This window comes from Paenibacillus sp. P4_E11 (genome assembly GCF_056401635.1).
This window is the reverse complement of record NZ_JBFUIX010000040.1, coordinates 24,814-43,212: the sequence shown is the minus strand read 5'-3', so window position 1 is coordinate 43,212 and position 18,399 is coordinate 24,814. Positions and strand designations below refer to the sequence as shown.

Sequence of the window (18,399 nt, the reverse complement as noted above, 5' to 3'; positions counted from 1 at the left end):
CAGATGTTCTCTCGCCTTGGTTTCATTTTCTGTGTTCATTTTAATGAAAAGTGTAACCGTATTATATAGGAAAGCCTTGACCTTTTATTAGGTTTCTTGACATCCGCTTGGAACAATTTCGCAACGCTCGTAAGTAATAAAAAACGTCCAGAAGATCACCGGACGGTCATATGGCGTTTGAGTTCTGTTTAGCGCGTTGTGAGGGTAAGCGAGGAGATTCCGACCGTTATTGAAATTTTGTTTAGTCCCTCCAGAATCCCAAAACCTTATACTTTGATATTATTTTGAAAAAGGATGAACCCCCGGTAGTTTAAATTCTAATATACGAAAAAACCTCCCGGCTCAAATGAACCGGAAGGTTGCGTAATTACTCCACATGATGCAGGCTTTCCACCAGCATCAGCAGCGTCATCGATTGCCCATAAGGCATCGGACATACAGGGATGTCCTTATAAAATTGCAAGGTACGTCCCATTCGCGTCCCGTATGAAACGCCATGTACAGCGCCTTTGGCATCGACCTTGTTAATGACGGCTTGAAGCGCCCTCAGCCCGACTTCTTTGTAGTCTTCGCTAATGTAACCTTTGCGTACCGCCTTCAAGATGCCATAAGCGAAACCTGCCGTCGCCGAAGTCTCCTCATATGAGGTCGGATCATCGAGCAGGGTCGTCCACATGCCGCTTGGTCGTTGCAGCTCGGTCAGCTTCTGCACTTGTCGTTCCAGGGACGAGAGTAAGAATAACTCAACGCCCAGCGGAATCTTGATAATATCGAGGTAATCGACCAGCCCCGCCGTATACCAGGCGTTGCCGCGTCCCCATAGTGCTCCTGCGAAATTATGCCGCTCCAGGAAAGTCCAACCGTGGAAGAACAATCCGGTCCTCGTGTCGGTCAAATACTTGAGATGAACGAGGAATTGACGAATACTCTCTTGCACGTAGTAATCCTTGTTCAGCAGGATCCCCATGCGGCTCATGAATAGTACGGTCATGTAGAGTGTATCGTCCCACAGCTCGCCATCGTTCGGATTATCGATCGCGGCATGGGTAATTCCGAATTCCGGCGTACGCGGCATCTCATCTGCTGCATAGCTGGCCCATTCTTCGCAAATTCGCAGATACTCGGGGTTGCCCGTCTCTTCATAAATGTAGCTAAGCGTAAGCAGCGGACACATCGTATTGACGTTCTTCGGTGGAAGCCCCTCACGGATGCGGTTATCGAACCAATCGGTCAAGTAGTTGAAAATATCACGGTTGCCCGTCTCCTTGTAGTACAAGTAAAGCGAGAACAACCCTACCCCTTGCGACCAATCCCATTTGTCCATTGAGATAATACTGACCGGAGTATCTTCCTCAATCGTGATCTCCAGATTTTGCATCCCGCTAATGACTCGTTGAATCATACTTTCTATATGCTGTCTCTGCAGCTGTGCAATAGCCATCTCGGACACCTCCCGTTCCCATGCATGTTGAATTTATTCGATTGCAGTGATCTGGATGTCCCATTCTCCCAATCGTTCTGGCACTACTTCCACTTCAATATCCTTGGGAACCAAAACGCGCATAACTCGCTGCTCCGCTTCCTTCGACCATGAGATGTCAATGCGTCCATATCTCGTTGGTATGGCTCCATCCGCCCAAGTGAGTTCTGTGATCGGCGGATTGATGCGAATCTTGCGGAATCCGTCCTCCAGCATCTCCACGCCTAACAGTTGATTGCCGAGTACAAAGGCAGGAGCAGCCGACCAGGCATGCGCATGGCTGCGCGGAAATACGGCGAACGTCTCCCACGTGGTCGTAGCTCCATACCGGATCATCTTGCCCCAATCGGTGCGGATCTGCTCGAGTGTGCGGTCCAGCTCGCCGAACCGCTGCCATACCTCGAACAAGTAGAACGAGAAGAACGGTGAACCGATCCCGATCCAGTCCTTCGGTGGCTCGATTAACTTCGGCTCGATGATAGCGGATTGTCGCTCACCCAGGCAGTCAGTCAAGTAGAGCAATACATGGGTTTGGAGGCTCCGCGTAGTGGAATGCTCCCCTGTACGATGTATACCGTCCAAATAATTCCCGTGTTCCTCATCCCACAAGTGGTCCTGTATCGCCTGCTTCATGCGCCCCGCATACTCCCTTAGCGCACTTGCTTCATCATGAAGAGCTAACGACTGCGCCATATCGGCGGCAATCCGATGACAGTAAGCCAACTGTGCTTGCTGAGCGGTAACGACACCCACATACGGGATGTCAATCGGTGCCCAGTCCAACATATTCCAAGAGCTCGTGTCGAACAGACCGTCCTTGTTCATGAAACCACGATACGCTTCAAGTGTTTCTCGAATTGACGGGTAGATGGACTCAACGAAGGTTTCATCRCCACTGTAGGAAACGTATTCTTTGCAAGCGATAATCCAGCTGAATGTCCACATTGGAATGGCGGCTTGCCAGTCGGTCGGCAGCAAGGCGAGYAGCAGCGGACTTTGTGAACGCGAGCGAGGCACCATTTCCAGACAGTGTCTGACGAGCTCGTAGGAGCCGAACAGTTGATAATTGACCAGGGCGCTCACTCGGCAATCGCCTACCCAGAATACTTGCTCGTAGGTGGGGCAATCGACGAACGTATCTTCCATACACATCTGTGATGTATGTCGGGATATTTCCCATATATCGTTCAGCAGCGGGTCCGAGCAACGGAACAGTGCCTTGTCTGTCGCCGGATAGCTGGATTGGTGCAGTTGCACCCGGTGAATTCGCACCGATGCTGATTCCGATGCACGGGCTTGCTCAGAAGCTCGCACGGTCATGATCAGGTAGCGGAATCCCATCCGTGTACCGCTCTTGAATGTTTGCCGCCCTTCCCGGCAAATGTACCGGAACGAGTTGTTACAGCCGGACGTGTAGGCGTTCGCGCCATTCACGCGGTTCTCGAACCCATACACGTCGATAATCGTGCCTTTGGGTGCATTTACTTCGAATTCAATCGTACCCACATAGATTTTGCCGAAATCGAGTATCGTCTCGATGTCCCCGCCATCGGTCGGAACTGGGAGTACGGTCGGCAGCAAATGATCATGCAACATCCGTTCCGTCTGATTCGTGATCGGGCAGCTACGCACGAATCGCTTGCGCTGCATGAGCGAGTAAATCATCTTATTGACGAGCACATGCCGGGGTTCAACATCCTGGCACATGTGGCGGTACGCTTCAAATTCGCCGATGGTGGTGCATTGTCCGATTTCCAGCAGCAGCGGATGTTCGTGGTTCAAGCCTGTGCTCTTTTCTACCCCGCCGTACACCGGCTTATGACCGTCAGCGAATGACTCGATTGTCTCGAATGGGCCGATGGTGACGAAGGAAGCCCCGTCCTCCCCGAACGGATGGGCGAACTGCAACTCGACATCGAAGTCGAGCTCCATATGCGAGAACAAGTCATTATGAACACCGCATATTTCCATCAGGAACAAATGCTCACCAGCCGATATGTGGATCTCCGCATTATGGGTATACCACGTATCGTCAATTCGAAATCGTCCTTGTACCCCGTTCCACTTGGAGTGAGCGAACGTGAATCGGCCTGAGGTATTCGTCGGCGCAACCAGCTTGACCGCCAGAAATCCGCTGAATATTTTGGCATTGGCATCACGTGCCTCGGGGAATAGATTATCCCTCATATTAACGGAGATCACTTGTCGGATCGGCACGATCTCACTAAGTGCAATTACTTGTTTGGGACGAACGAGTTGTGTGGACAACGGTTCAATATCTCGGGGGTACAACGTTCCCCATGGTTCACTTCCGTGTAGGGCTACAATTACACTAGGCTCCCATCCACGGTCATCATAGGAAGGCAACACCCAATCATCATCCATCTCATTCGCATCGTAGATTTCCATCCAGCCGATATTGACGTTGCGCTTCACTACGTTGCGGTCGTATCCCGTATGGGGGCGCTGGAGCCACGTCTCATCCGTTTCAATAATGATTCTCGAGCCAGCTGCATCTTCCACCCGAAGTTGTGCGATCAAACCCGCTGCATTCTCCACATACTGATAGTTGGAATGCCCGTAGTGCCAGACCTTTACGGCAATCGAATTCGTTCCAGGTATCAACAGATGCGCAATGTCGAAGGAGTCGTAATACCAATGGTCCGCCGTAGAACGGATCGGCCCCTCACCCAGCTCGGTCCCGTTCACCCATAGTCTGTACTTGGTATCCGCCGAAAGGGATAAGGTCACTTGCTCTGCGGTTGTGCCTGCCCATTCGAACGATTTCCGGAAACAGATATGTTCATTGATTGGTCTTAGTTCCCCTGGCTTCCAGATCCATCCGGAATTTCCAAACATAAGGCAACCTCGCTTTCTCTTGAGCTGTGTATAGTAACAATGTAAAACACGTCGGAATCGGTTAAAATACGACTATTTTACGTTTTTATTAGATTTCTTTACATAACGTTAGCCGGTTCACAACCGTTCTAGCGACACATGGATCCGCATCGTTCCTGTTGTCCCTGATCGGCCAATCGCAATGCGTGTCTGCACACTGCTGAATGGCATACAGCCGCACTGCATCTCCTTACGCTGCTCGATAACGGCCTTGTAGTCCTCGCTGAACAGCGGCAACCGATCGATCCGCACGGTGCACCCTTCCGGCACTGCGATACGCGCCAATCCGCGATTGCCGCGCAGAACGACAGTGCTGCCTTCCACCTCCGCAGCTAGCGGAGTTGACCAGTAAAACTCGACTCCCGTGCCGCGTTCCAACTCATACTCATCTGTAATCGTCAGTTCATTCGGAGTCGGCGAATCCCACGTCCGTATCCACTTGCGGTAATACGCTTCCCATCCCGGAGTGGCATCGATCTGCGCGTGGAAAGACGTCTCGTCGCCACTGCCTTGTGGGATTACATCGAAGGGCAGCGGATTTTGCGGCCGAGGCCTCTCGTCCATACCGACTGGCGATAACATGTTGTGCCGCTGAGTATGCTTCAATACTTCTGCTAACGGGTTGCTGTAATCGCAGCTCCCCGGCTCCATGGCGAACGTATCCCCGGCGAATTCAAGCACGAAATGGCCTTTATCTTCATGAGTATGGTCAGCTTTAGCATGATTGCCCATCAGCAGCAGCTTAACATACTCGCCTTCATGACGTCTCAACGAGGACATGAGTCCCATGTTCGGCAACTGCACGAACGAACTTCGTTCGGCACTTGCCGCAGGAATGGATGACTCCAGCAAGTAAGCTGGCAGCGTATCTGGAATGCCTCCGACAACGCGCAGCGATTTGCGAAATAGATTCACCCACTCGCTATCCGGCATCAACGCGGCCAAATAGGCAAGCGCCTCCTGATTGATATAGATGGCGTCGCATACGAGAATCATCAGCGTATCGTCCGCCGTAGAGGCGAGGGCCTCAGCGAATGCCGCCGTACGCTTCAAGTTGTCCGGCATGATCGACGAGAACTCGATTCCCCGTCTGCGCGCATAATAATATAACGAAATCGCACACTGACGCACAGTCCAGGCAAAATACATAGGCCCTTCCAAAAAACCGCCGTCAGGCAATATCGTGTGCTGCATACTATCGATCAGATCCTTGATCGCAAGCTCGGTGTATGGCTCTACCCTCGGCATCGTCTGCTCCAGCACCGTATAACCTAGCAGGCGGCCTGGGCTGAACCACGGCAGCTGATTGCAATGGTGAATGTATTCGTGCTTCCATGTGCTGAAGTTGATGCTTCCTTGTCCTTCTTCCGCGATACGCCTTAGTAGTAGCTCTTTCCCGTATTCGGTGAAACACTCGCCGGCCATATCCAGTATCGCCGCCGTCTCCAAGACGCAGAGCGATTGAACGAAAGACCGATGCTCCCACGCGCTTCCTGGAAAATAGCAAATAAAGCCGCTATCCCACTTTCCGCACATGGCGATCGAGATCACATAACGTGCAGCCAACCGGAGCAACGATTTGTTCTTCGTGAGCAGACCAGCAGCTGCTGAGTTCGGTCCGTGCGTTAACAACAGCTTCCCGTAATCGCGATCACGGCAATATCGTGTGTCATTCCAGAAGTTGACGAATTCGCCAATCATCTGTTCCGGAACGAGCTTCTCTGCATCCTTCGCAAGCTCCAGAAAGGGACTCGTACCGTGCTCCCGCACCCATGCATCGTGCTTGGTCCGTAGCATTTCCAGCTCCTCGAGGTTCACAACAAGACCATAGGATGGCTCGAACTTAGGCTCGTAGCTCTCCGGAAGCAAGTAATCGTCCCAACGCTCGTCGAAGCGCTTCCATTGAGCTGCGTACCGCTCCAATTGGCCGGTGTGATGAAGTCCGATCCAGTTGAACCACCCTAACCCCGCCCCATCGGCTTGCGGCCACATTTCTAATGTAACGGAATGGATGGCTGTCGCCGTGTCGAGCGGAACATAACATTCCCGCTTCAACATGCCGAATGGCTCCGATTCATACTGAATCATCCCCTTGTCCGTTCCGATCTCCATCTTGAGCACAGCCCCTTCGGGGGCAACGAGCGAAATCATCAGGTGATCATATTGCTCACACTGAACCTGGAAGTCGCGCGTCATCCTTAGCACAGGTCCTCGGTCCGGCTTCGCTGTCCATTCGAACTGCACGAGTGCCCAGCGCTGAGATACCTTCAGTCCACTAGATTCCCTCGGTTCAATGTACCAATGGGGCAATCCGCTCAGTTTCGGATCTGTGAATAGCTCAAAGATAGATTCGGCCATGTTGAAAGGTGTACTTCTCACAGTTACATTCTCCCTTCGTTTGTTGCTTCACGAACAACAGGCTGCCCGCCAAGGGACGACAAAGTTCCTCTCAGGCAGCCGTCACTGCAACAGGGCAATCCTACTCCTATCGGAGCAAGATTGGGCTCTCATATATGGATGCTACTAGCCTTCTGTAAGCTTGAATGTGATGTAGTAACACTGTAATTCACGATGGAAGCGGTTTCTATACTACATTCTTACACTTTTATTAGTTTTCTTTACTTCTATTCTTGTATTCTTTCGGAGACTGACCTTCCATTCTCTTGAACACCTGATAGAAGTAAGCATATTCCTTATATCCGACCCGTTCTCCTACTTCGTTGACCTTGTTCTTCGGATCCATGAGCAACTGCTTAGCCGCTTCGATACGGRCTTTGGACACCAAATCTACGAAGTTAATGCCCGTCTCCGTCCGTAACAACCTGCTCAGATAGCTGGGACTCAAGCCGAACTGATCGGCGATGGAAGTCAGATTAATATTATCAGCGAAATGGTTGTTAATGTAATCGACTACCTTCTTGACGACGAGACTGTACTCCTTGTCTTCACCTTGAAGCTTCTTCTTGATATATCCGATGAAGGAGGCCAAATACGCTGAAGCTTCCTTCATACTGGGCAGCCGGTACACCTCTTCGAGCAACTGATCGACGCTTTTGCCTAAACCGAATTCATCGCCCGTCACCCGGAAATAATATCGAGCTGCCGCCAAACATACTTCTGACAACAATCCTTTCACAACGAGAATATTCCCGTCGCTATAGACCGTAATTTGGTTGAGGAACCGCTCCATATGCGCAATTATTTCATCGCTGGTTTTGTTCTCCAGCATTTGATTGAACTGTTCCAGATCCTGAATAATCGAAAATTTACCCAACTCCTTCACCTGTTGGCTCGGTTCTGGGAACATCACGCCATCCTCTGCTCGGAAAAAGCTGGAGTCCATAAGTTGCGCTGCCTCCCGGTAGGCTTCAGGGAGATCGCGCATCGATTTGTAGACCGAGCTGACTGCTATGAAACAGGACGAATACGCCTTGGAACGGACCTCTTCGATAAATTCGCTGCAGAAGCTCTGCAGCTTCATCTTCATCTCCCGCTGCGGCAACACTTTGGGGAACAGGCAGACGAATATTAGCTCATTGTTACGCAGTGATTCAATAAGATCCATCTCACGCTTGCCCGCCAGTAGATGGGCTTGCTCGGATAAGTGTTGCTGCACCTGCTGTCGGAATTTGGTCGTCTGAGCTCCATCCGCACCAGCCTGCTTCTCCTTGGTCCGTACAATTAGCAGGACGAAGCGGCTAAACATGATTCCAGACGTCTGTCCACTTTCAAGTAAGGGCTCTTCATCGGAATGGTTACCCGAGATGATATCCCCGATCAGCTTGCTTCTAATCGTTGGGATGGAACTCGTATGCTGCTTCTCCAGCTCGACGTAGGCTGATGTCATCTTCGCAGTATTCTCCTGCTCCAGCCGCCTATTATCTAGTTCGCTGACCGCTCGGCGAATGACTTGGCTAAGCTCGTCGGTATTGATCGGCTTGACGATGAAGTCATATACGCCTAATCGAACCGCACGCTTCGCATATTCAAACTCATGATAGCCGGTAATCAGAATCGTCTTCGATACAGGAAGAGCCGTACTCATCAATTCTGCCAGATCAAGACCGCTCAGGCCGGGCATCTTAATATCGGTCACTAGAATGTCAGGCTGCAGCGCCATAATTAGCCGTTTGCCTTCTATGCCATCCTCTGCCTGTCCCACCACTTCACAGTTCAGCAGCTCCCAATTCATCGTCTTCACGATAGCCTGACGAATAATAGGCTTGTCGTCAATAACTATTACTTTGTATTTCACTCTGGTGCCTCCTCAGATAATATCGGCAGTCGAATCCGAATTGATGTGCCCTGATTGATTTCACTCGTGATGATTAATCCGTATTGTTCTCCGTATAAGATCTGAATACGTTTGTGTACACTGATGATGCCTACGTTCGTATGCTTGTCTTTATGCTTCAGCTTGGAATGCTCCGGAGGATTGAGCAGTTGCTCCTTCGTCTCATCATCAATCCCGACGCCATTGTCCGACACTTCGAGATACAGATCGTCATCCATAATCCAACTTCCGATACTGATGACCCCTTTGCCCGGTTTTTCCTCGATTCCATGCTTGATGGAGTTTTCCACAAGCGGTTGCAGGATGAACTTGGGTACACGGACTGACATCAGACTCGGTTCAAACTGATAATTCACTAAAATTTTGTCGCCATATATAATTTGATGAATGGACAAATAATTGCGGATGTAATCCACTTCTTCCTGCAAGTAAATAATGTCGCCCTTCTTGCCGATGCTCTCACGAAGCAATTTGCCAAGCAGGTAGATCATTTCGCTAACTTGCTTGTCACCATTCATCTTAGCCAGACCGTGAATCGACTCCAGCGTATTGTATAGGAAATGGGGGTTAATCTGGGCTTGCAGTGCTTTGTATTCGAATTGCAGGGTACGGTACTCCGCCTTCTGCTTCAGCAGCTTTTCTTTGTAAATGGTATTCACCAGTTCGCTTATCTTCTCGGCCATTGAATTGAATTTCTCTGCGAGCAACCCGACCTCATCCCGGCCTCTAGCTACGATCACCTTATGAGTAAAGTCCATCGAGAAATTGGTCATACTCTGGAGCAGCATCCGAACGTTCTCTGTAATATTTTTCGAGATGAACACCGCCATCATGAACGCCATCAACAAGGCAACCAGTGTAGTGCTCACCGTCCACAGCTTGATCGCATCTGTCCCCCGCTTCAATTCGTTAACGGCCATAATCTGCACAATCATCCATTTGTCGTAGGGCGTAGTGATAATGGTGGAAATGTAAGTCCCCCCTTCGAACTGAAAGCTGTGCGTCGTTTTATTATCATACCTCTTATTCTCAATAAAATAACGGGAAGGCTCGGAATTAAGCTTATTGAACAAAAGCGGTTCCAATTCCTCATTCAGAATGACGATATTGCCCTTCGTCAGTTCGTCAACATTCGTATAGATCGCACTTATCATACTGCTATCCACACCAACGATAATGGTACCTACATACCGATTGGAAGCGATGTCATACAAGGCTTTCTCCATGAAGATCACATTGCTCTGTCCCGGAATCCATGAAGCCCGACCACGCTTCTCCCGGATCAGATCTGTATCCACATTGTTCAGCTCGGCATTATAGTTCTGGACCGTGCTTCGTTCTAATCCAAAGTGCTTGCCTTCATGATCGATTACCTTGACCGAAAAGTAATAATCCTTGGACAACAACAGTTCGTTCATGAATTCGGTAATGGTCTTATTCTTGTAGAACGGATCGGGTACATCATCTTCATTGAGATCGCTGAGCGCTATATTGAGTCTGGAATTGCGGAACTGCTGGAACACATGATCCTCGATGTCTCTCGTACGTTTCTCCAGGTTGATCCCGATTTGTTCGATTAAATATTCGGAAAAGACAGCCGAGTTGCGCTTGATCGCATTCATCGATACATAGTAATTCACGGTACTGATCATAAATACCGTAAGTAGAATAATCACAGTAAAGGATAGCAGAAACTTCGTACGCAGCTTTAAATTCAAAAATCGGTCTACCAGTTGAGTCAATGCGCATCACCTGCCTCTTGGTCCCATCCTCCCACGCACATCATTCTCCAGTATACGGAGATGGCAAGATCGCAATCTAGGTCGATCTGCCAGAAAAACAGGGGAATTATTCGATGGCTTCCTCATACTATATCACAAAAAAAGGATAGCGACCGCCACTGTGGGCGAGCACTATCCCTTACTCATACTCTTGGCTGTCAATTCATTGTGGACCTAGATTAAACTTCGTTCCAGATCCGCCTTACATTATCCATCCCGGCCTTCGATCCATATATAGGGGATTCCTTGCCTTCGAACTCAATGGAGATGTACCCGTCATACCCGAAATCCTTGATCGCCTTAATTACAGTGCGAATGTCGATATCTCCTTGACCCACAATGGCGCCGCGCAAATAATTGCCACCTGAGGTACCGAACCATCCCTCACCCGGATTCTGATGCGAAGGACGCAAGTAGAAATCCTTCATATGCACCATGGACGCGATCGGCAAGTTTCTCCGCGTGGCCACGACCGAGTTCTCATCCGCACACATGAAATTGCCGATATCAAGTGTCGTCCGGTAATTGTCACGACCGACGGCTTGAACTAGTGCTTGAACCCGTTCACTATGCTGGACGTAATAACCGTGATTCTCTACGCTTGTAGTAATGCCATACTGCGCTGCATAATCAGCAATCCGTCGGCAAGCATTGGCCAGACTCGGAAGATCGGCGATGAAATTCGTCAATGTCGCTTCCGGTATCGGACGCGAGGCGACATCGTGTCGCATCAGCTTCACACCCAGCCCATGGGCCACATCGACTTGCTTCATAACCCTAGCGATTTCTGCTTCATAGGAAGCTTCATCAGGTTGAATGAATTGGGCGCCAATAGCATAGTCGGACACATCAAGTCCAGCATCCTCTGCGGTTCTCCGAATCGCTTCGACCATAGCAGGATCTTCAACCAGATTTAACTTGCCTGGAGAAATCTCGACATGTTCACCACCATTGTCCGCGATCCACTTGATCCCGTCCAGAAAGGTCAGCTCCCCCTCCGCTACCGCGCGGGACAAGCTATATGTACTCAGTCCTACCTTCATGGTTACCTCCTAATAATGTGGAATATTAGTTAAGCATGACAGGCCTATCGGGCCTTACACCCGTATTGTATCACGCTTCTTGGCTCATGAAATTAGTTTTATTTGGATTTTGAGCGATTTTTCGTTCACCCACATGCTGCATATACGAATGATACCACTCTGGCTGCATGCGATCCGGGATGAGAATATGCCTCAATACACCAAATCCGTATACGTGCCGCCACAAATACTCGCCCAGCTCAACCCTTTGTCTCATTTCAGGTAATGCTTGTTCGATGCCCTGTCCATCTTGAAGCCTCGTCTCGATCACATGATCCAATGCCATCATGTCCGCTTTCAGTTGAAGGTGGGCGAACGCCCAAGCGGATTGAACTGGACTTGTTCGGATCTCACTTTTCAGGTTCGCTAATGTTTCCGCCCACCCGGCTGCCTTCTCTGCCTCCAATAATTCGAGCTCCAGCAGCAGATCGGCGATTTGATGCCGCGCTTGACCCCGAACGCCTAAGATCAGACTGCAGTAGAATAACGTAATGTCGCGAATATCTTTGTCCGGATTCCACCCTAACTGACTGGCGACAAAAGCGTTGTAATGATCACCGAATGATTCGTTATACGTCATGAAGCCTTGACAGCCTCGCTTGGCAAACGATCGGATGACCGATTGAATACGCTGCGGAGCCGAATGGATACCACTCCTTGTATACACGTCCCTATTGTCATGCGAGAAGCCGATGTGCAAGAAGCAGCCTAACGTTAGATCGCCAATATGCGCACTTACATCTGGCACTTCGAACACTCCATAGGTTGCGCTGAATTGAAACGACCCGAACCAGCCTCTCGCTGGACCTGCGGCGAACTCGCGCAACTGCCTGCTCTCCTCCTCAGAGGTCCACCAACCGCATATATCGACTTTCAATGAAGGATAATAGACGCGAACCGTCTCATATACGTCGTGTACAAGCTTAAGAAAGATCGGATAATACGGCTGGCACTTCTCACATGCACAACCTCCGTCGTCATAAGGGGCGCACACAATATTACCGATACGGATTCCCGATTGATGCAGATCGTCGAACAACTGCTGCTGGTTACGCAAGATGACCTCGCGAGCTTGCGGGTTGGATGGGCATAGTACCTGCCCCTGCACGTGAAGCTTGTGATCACGAGTTCCTACCCATTCCGGTCTCATCTGATCCACATACCCGATATTCGGCGTAATAACTAGGATGTTATCCAATCCGAGTTGTTGGCTATAGGACAGCCATTCCTTCTTGCGGCGCCATAAGAACATCGATGTGCTGTGAAAGACGTGCGGGTTATACGGGTCCGGCATATCGTTCGGATCGAACCAATCACCGTAGCTGCTGGCTCCGGCTAGCGCCAGATCCTCCAAGTAGCGAAGCATCTCACTATTCCAGCATACCTCGAACGAATTACCAAAGTGGCCGGGCATGTAGTGGGTACGGACCGGTATCTGTGGTGTCACGCGCCAAATGCCCGTCTGCAGCGCATCGCTCCAGACGGCAGCAGGCTCGGCGACCTTGACAAGCTCCGAATGATCAAGTGCCCCATGCAGCTTCTCCAGCAAGCCGCCTACCCCTGCAATAAAGTTCCGCCTTCTGTTCGCGGTGATCACAACTTGAAGATGTTCCGCTATTTCAAGGGTGTAGCCTTCTTCACCCTGGTCATGGAAAGTAAGGGTGATAACCTGTTCCGCTTGTACGGGTCCCTTGTCCTCGATCTCGCTGATCCGTTCGGCCGCGATTCTTGCTGCTTCTTCCGCTTCAGGGCAGCGGGTCAATCCAATGAATTCCACTTTGAACATCACACTATCTCCTCCGTATTCAATGCATGGCCCAGCCGCCATCAACATTAATCGTTTGTCCTGTCACAAAGTCGCTGTCGGGTGAAGCCAAGTATAGGAAGGTGCCAACCATATCAGCAGGAAGCTGGCGCCGCGGAATCGCCTGAACTTTGCTCATCTGGATTCTCAATTCCTCCCGGTCTTGTAGATCCGGTATATCGGCCAACTCCTGCTCCGTCATGACCGCTCCTGGCGTAATCGCGTTCACGGTAATACCGAACTCCCCTACTTCCCGGCTCAGCGCACGAGTGAAGCCGATGACGCCGCCCTTCGATGCAACATAATGAGCGAATCCTGCTTGACCGAGCAAGAATGTAACGGAGGAGACGTTAATAATTTTGCCGTAGTGCTGCGCTTTCATATGCGGGTATACCGCTTTACTGGTCAGAAAACACGATCTCAAATTCACACCCATCACATGGTCCCAATCCTCAACCGTGAGTTCAAACCAAGGTTTACGCGGGTATATACCCGCATTGTTCACAAGAATATCGATGCCGCCCCAACGATCGTTCACTTGCTGGACCATGGCGTTCACCTGATCTTCCTTGCTCACATCGGCGCACACGGCCATCGCCAGCCCGCCCTCACTCTCGATCTGTGCGACTACGGCATCTGCTAGTTCACGGCTTCCAATATAGTTGACCGCTACCTTGATACCCTCCCGGGCAAACGCAAGACTGACCTCGCGTCCGATTCCTGTAGAACCACCCGTGACTAAGGCCACTTTATTGTCGAATTGTCTCATTTAGACTCCAACTCCTTATCATCGAAAATCGTCGTCGAACGGATACATCGGTCTCGGGATATTATGAAAGGGTAAGCTGGCCAGATTGGCCGTACTGGCACCCGGTGTGTCCAGGATGAAGATGAGCTCCGACAGATTCTCATATTCGGCGCGGAACTGATTGGCCGACTTCACCAGGACAAGATCAGCTTGTGTTGGCTCCAAGCCGACGCTGCGGTACATCGCAGGATCTCCGGTGAAGGTCGGATTCTCCATCAGCAGCAAGGAGATGCCGCCAATCCGGACGACAGCACATTTGCCCATATTCGCTTCCAGATTGGCGACCATCCCTCCACCGAATCGGAACTTGCCGTCTCCAGCGTGTGATACCATTCCCTCGATCTCAATAGGTGCACCGATGGAGTTGCTGATCGAGTAACCGACTGTCAGACGAACGTTCACACCTTCTCCCGCTTCCCAAGCATGACGGGCGGCCTGAGCGTCCACCATGGATAGCAGGCAGTTGTACTTGGCTTCGGCACCGTGCTCAAGGAGACGCGTAAGTACGAAGTTGCTGTCGCCCGGCGATCCCGCTCCGGGGCTATCCGCCGAGTCCGAGATGATGACCGGTCCGTCCGGTTTGTGCTCTTCCAGCATGGCAAGAATTTGCGGGACCGAATACAGCGTCACATCGAACTGCTTGCGCTTGCTCCACATCAGATCGGCCAGTCGCTCGGCCTCAGCGGAGGCTGAAGCTTCGTCCGTGCCCACAACGACTGTTGTAAACCCCATTTCCTCGATGTCGAGCCAAGGCTGAACAGCGAACAGGGAAGTACACAATGCATCTCCACGCTGCTCCGCTTGTCGAGCCTCCTGCCACAGCTCCCACATCGGGCCGCGGTACGTCTGATGGTTCTCCGCCGGCACGATCATCGGCACCTTACGCATCTCCATGTGAGGCTTCACTTCGCCACGGATGATCGAGAATAGCAGATTGGCGGCGCGATAACCAGTTTCCGTATAATCGATATGCGGGAACGTGCGATAGCCAACAAGTGCATCGACATGATCGGTGATTCGCCGGGTGATGTTAGCGTGTGAGTCCAGCGTGATGACAATCGGCACATACTTGCCCACCTTCAGCCGGATTGCTTCGATGATCTCCCCGTCAGCATCGTCGTTGTCCTCCGCCACCCAAGCTCCGTGCAGTGCGAACAATACACCATCGCAATCCGCCGGGATCTGGTCCAGTTGCGTAAGCAAGAGCTGCTTCAGCTCGTTCAGCGAATGTCGATCTATTCGCCCCGACGATACGGCCTGGGCGTAAATCGTCGGAACAAGAGTCGCGCCTTGCTCCTCCAGCGCCTTTCGAAACCCGCTCAGCTCATTCTCTGCGAGCTGCGGCTCACACATCTCTTCGCCGAGCAAGAAGTAATAACGCTGGAAATCGGTGAGTGAGCCTGCACGTTCACAAAACGTGTTACTCTCTTGCAGCAGCCCCCCGACAACAATATTCATATCGATCCGCCTTCCAGCGCTGGTCTGGCCAATCTCGTATATTGGCCAAGTGCACCTTTATGTGCCATAACAGGTCGTGTCCACTTCTTCCGGCGTTCCTCCAGAATCTGATCCATCTCTTCCTCCGTACGAACCGTCCCGTTCACACCGATAATCGCTAGCTTACGCTCTGGAATGTCGATCAGAACGATGTCATCATCGTCCACGAACGCGATCGGTCCTCCGTCCAGCGCTTCCGGACACAGGTAGCCGATGCAAGGTCCGCGCGTCGCGCCGGAGAACCGACCATCTGTCACGAGCGCCGTCGTCTTCGATAAGATGGGGTCAGATGCGATCAACTCTGACATGAAGAACATCTCCGGCATCCCGACAGCTCGAGRCCCCTGGTACCGTATTACGATCACGTCGCCTGGCTGCAGCTTGCCGTTACGTAACGCAGCGACCGCTGATGGTTCATCGTCGAAGACACGGGCAGGACCTTGGTGTACCATCATCTCCTTGACGACCGCCGATTTCTTCACAGTCGCCCCTTGCGGAGCCAAGTTCCCCTTCAGCAATGCAGTCGAGCCTTCCGACTTCAACGGCTTGCTGATTGGATAAATAACATCGCGCTTGTTCAGCTTATAGTTCGTCAGGAACATCTCAGCGAAGCGCGGCATCTCGCTCTTCTCCAACTGCTCCAGGTTGTCCCGGATCGTGCGGCCGGTTACCGTCAGACAATCAAGGTGCAAATGTTCCTTCAGCTCCTTCATAACCATTGGTACACCACCAGCGTACCAGAATAGCTCAGTCGGATAATGACCAGCTGTCTTCGTATCGACTAGCACCGGAATTTCTCGATGGATCGTGTCGAATAACTCAGGCGACAGGACGATGCCTACCTCACGGGCAATCGCAATTAGATGCATCACGGCGTTCAGCGAACCACCGATGGCGGAATGCACCATGATCGCGTTCTCGAACGCTTCCTTCGTCAGAATCCGCGACGGCGTCAAGCCTTCACGATGCAGATTCAACACCTGTTGACCGGCGGCCCGGGCCATGCGTCGGATCTCCGCATTCGTCGCCGGGATGAGCGCTGCCCAAGGCAGCGCCAAGCCGAGTGCCTCAGCCATGACCTGCATCGTCGCCGCAGTTCCCATATATTGACATGCGCCGCAGGTCGGACAGCATGTGCGCTGGAAGGCGAGAAACTCTTCCTTCGTCATCTTCTGCTCTTCCACTTCTACACTCATGTGCCATAGTTCTTCGTTCGACTTCATACAAGGTCCGGCACCCATTGCGCCTCCAGGTACATGTATAGCCGGGATGTCCAGCCTTGCGATGGCCATCAAGTGAGCCGGAACTGCTTTGTCACCCGCCGAACTTAGCACCATAGCGTCGAAAGGTGTTGCCAGAGCATGAATCTCTACCATCGAGGCGATGAAATCGCGTGAAGCTAGCGAGTAGTGCATGCCCGCGTGAGCTTGTGCGATCCCGTCACATATATCTGTCGTCGTATATATAGCTGGCTTACCTCCGGACTGTAGTACGCCCTTCTCCATCTCAGCAACCAATTCCCCCAGATGATAAGAGCTCGGATGGCTGGAGCCGTTCGTGCTTTCCACCAACACCTGCACTTTGTCCAGATCGCTGACCGTCCAGTCCATCGACATTCGCAGCGCATCACCTTCGAAGCTGATTTGACGCACTTTCTGACTTTGCATTGTATCCTTATGTTTGTCCAAGTTCATTCTCCCTCCAAGTTCCAAGTATGTATAGCAAGAAGCCTATTTCACGATCATTTGCCGGAAGAAACAACTCCAGTATAAAACCAAATATTAAGATTGTCTACAATCTTAATATCATACTGTTTACTTTTTATACACATTCCTATATTCTGTTGTATGAGAGCTATCGTACTACCCAGAGGAGTTGTAGAATGCATGCCTGATTTCCGTTTCACAGAACAGAAGACAGCGACGCTGCGTCATAGCATAACCGACGATATTCGCAAAGCGATATTTGGCGGGAAATTAAAACCAGGAGACCGGCTGCGCGAACAAGAAATGTCCAAGCAAATGGGGGTAAGCCGCGGACCGATTCGCGAAGCGATGCGAACGCTGGAGCAGGAAGGCTTGCTCTATTCCCAGCCTTACAAGGAAACGATGGTAGCTGAAATTACGGAGGAAGAAGCCGTCGAGGTGCTGATCCCGATTCGCATCACGATCGAGCAATTCGCTGTGCAGAAGGCACTCCCGCATATGCAGGTTGAACAGTTCGGACGACTTCGCGCGATAGTGGAAGAAATGAAGGAAGGCGCTGCGCAGAACAACTTGGCCAAGGTTGTGGATTGCGACCTGGCGTTCCATGAATACTTGGTGAATCAGTCGAAGTTAACTAGCCTAATAGGGATCTGGACTTCCATCTACAATCGAATTCGCTTGTATTTCCTCGTGCAAGGCCAGCAATATGAGAATCTGAACGAGCTGTGTCGTTCCCATGAGCGACTGCTCCAGACGTTTGAGACCGGCGATCTCGCACGAATCTCAGCCGCCCTAATCGAGCATATCTCGGATCGGAAGTCATCTCCTCAAGCTTAGATTTACGCTTACGGCGAAAGCCCCTCTTCTGAGACGAACTCGGTTGAGGGGTATTTCTTTGTGAGCTGCTGTTTATGAACATTTTGTAGCGATTTGTCTTGGAGCATTGCCTAGTGGAGAGTACGGCTGTTACAATGCAAGATGTGCAAATGTAATCTCGATCCTCCTCAAGAGGAGAAGCTTTAAGGCGGAAAAAGAGGCTGTCGACTCAC

General features: G+C 51.1%; 11 protein-coding genes. 1 reads left to right on the top strand and 10 read right to left on the bottom strand.

The annotated features are described in order from the left end of the window. Positions 1-367: 367 nt before the first annotated feature. From bglB to ilvD, 10 genes are all read right to left on the bottom strand, one after another. A complete protein-coding gene (bglB, locus tag AC1DWB_RS16650; protein ID WP_477542198.1) occupies positions 368-1,441 on the bottom strand; it encodes a beta-galactosidase BglB in 1,074 nt (357 codons plus the stop codon). 33 nt (positions 1,442-1,474) lie between these two features. After that, complete coding sequence (locus AC1DWB_RS16645) at positions 1,475-4,339, bottom strand: family 78 glycoside hydrolase catalytic domain (RefSeq protein WP_477542197.1); 2,865 nt, start codon at positions 4,337-4,339, stop codon at positions 1,475-1,477. A gap of 117 nt (positions 4,340-4,456) precedes the next feature. Beyond that, positions 4,457-6,757 (bottom strand): heparinase II/III domain-containing protein, encoded by a 2,301-nt coding sequence (locus AC1DWB_RS16640; RefSeq protein WP_477542196.1) that lies wholly within the window; start codon positions 6,755-6,757, stop codon positions 4,457-4,459. 229 nt (positions 6,758-6,986) lie between these two features. Then, positions 6,987-8,633, bottom strand: a complete 1,647-nt coding sequence (locus tag AC1DWB_RS16635) for a response regulator transcription factor (RefSeq protein WP_477542195.1) — start codon at positions 8,631-8,633, stop codon at positions 6,987-6,989. Further along, the gene (locus AC1DWB_RS16630) at positions 8,630-10,414 is read right to left on the bottom strand and encodes a sensor histidine kinase (RefSeq protein WP_477542194.1); all 1,785 of its coding nucleotides are present in this window, start codon (positions 10,412-10,414) and stop codon (positions 8,630-8,632) included. The genes AC1DWB_RS16635 and AC1DWB_RS16630 overlap by 4 nt, the downstream gene beginning before the upstream one ends. Before the next feature lie 218 nt (positions 10,415-10,632). Continuing rightward, positions 10,633-11,496 carry a sugar phosphate isomerase/epimerase family protein gene (locus AC1DWB_RS16625; protein WP_477542193.1) on the bottom strand — a complete coding sequence of 288 codons (864 nt, stop codon included), beginning with the start codon at positions 11,494-11,496 and terminating at the stop codon, positions 10,633-10,635. A gap of 70 nt (positions 11,497-11,566) precedes the next feature. Then, positions 11,567-13,321, bottom strand: coding sequence for a hypothetical protein (locus AC1DWB_RS16620; protein WP_477542192.1), 1,755 nt, complete (start codon positions 13,319-13,321; stop codon positions 11,567-11,569). 19 nt (positions 13,322-13,340) lie between these two features. Continuing rightward, the gene (locus AC1DWB_RS16615; RefSeq protein ID WP_477542191.1) at positions 13,341-14,108 is read right to left on the bottom strand and encodes an SDR family NAD(P)-dependent oxidoreductase; all 768 of its coding nucleotides are present in this window, start codon (positions 14,106-14,108) and stop codon (positions 13,341-13,343) included. Positions 14,109-14,126: 18 nt separating this feature from the next. Next, positions 14,127-15,605: a M81 family metallopeptidase gene (locus tag AC1DWB_RS16610; RefSeq protein WP_477542190.1), complete on the bottom strand. Its 1,479-nt coding sequence runs from the start codon at positions 15,603-15,605 to the stop codon at positions 14,127-14,129. Beyond that, positions 15,602-17,332 carry a dihydroxy-acid dehydratase gene (ilvD, locus tag AC1DWB_RS16605; RefSeq protein WP_477542189.1) on the bottom strand — a complete coding sequence of 577 codons (1,731 nt, stop codon included), beginning with the start codon at positions 17,330-17,332 and terminating at the stop codon, positions 15,602-15,604. Before ilvD ends, AC1DWB_RS16610 begins: the two co-directional genes overlap by 4 nt. A 198-nt stretch (positions 17,333-17,530) precedes the next feature. On the opposite strand from ilvD, the gene AC1DWB_RS16600 reads away from it, so the two are divergent. Then, the gene (locus AC1DWB_RS16600; protein WP_477542188.1) at positions 17,531-18,187 is read left to right on the top strand and encodes a GntR family transcriptional regulator; all 657 of its coding nucleotides are present in this window, start codon (positions 17,531-17,533) and stop codon (positions 18,185-18,187) included. The last annotated feature ends 212 nt before the right edge of the window (positions 18,188-18,399 follow it).

Excerpts from the sequence above, each read along its gene's own strand:
- AC1DWB_RS16610 (WP_477542190.1), bottom strand. The coding sequence starts at position 15,605 with ATGAATATTGTTGTCGGGGGGCTGCTGCAAGAGAGTAACACGTTTTGT.
- bglB (WP_477542198.1), bottom strand. The coding sequence starts at position 1,441 with ATGGCTATTGCACAGCTGCAGAGACAGCATATAGAAAGTATGATTCAA.
- AC1DWB_RS16615 (WP_477542191.1), bottom strand. The coding sequence starts at position 14,108 with ATGAGACAATTCGACAATAAAGTGGCCTTAGTCACGGGTGGTTCTACA.
- AC1DWB_RS16600 (WP_477542188.1), top strand. The coding sequence starts at position 17,531 with ATGCCTGATTTCCGTTTCACAGAACAGAAGACAGCGACGCTGCGTCAT.
- AC1DWB_RS16625 (WP_477542193.1), bottom strand. The coding sequence starts at position 11,496 with ATGAAGGTAGGACTGAGTACATATAGCTTGTCCCGCGCGGTAGCGGAG.
- AC1DWB_RS16620 (WP_477542192.1), bottom strand. The coding sequence starts at position 13,321 with ATGTTCAAAGTGGAATTCATTGGATTGACCCGCTGCCCTGAAGCGGAA.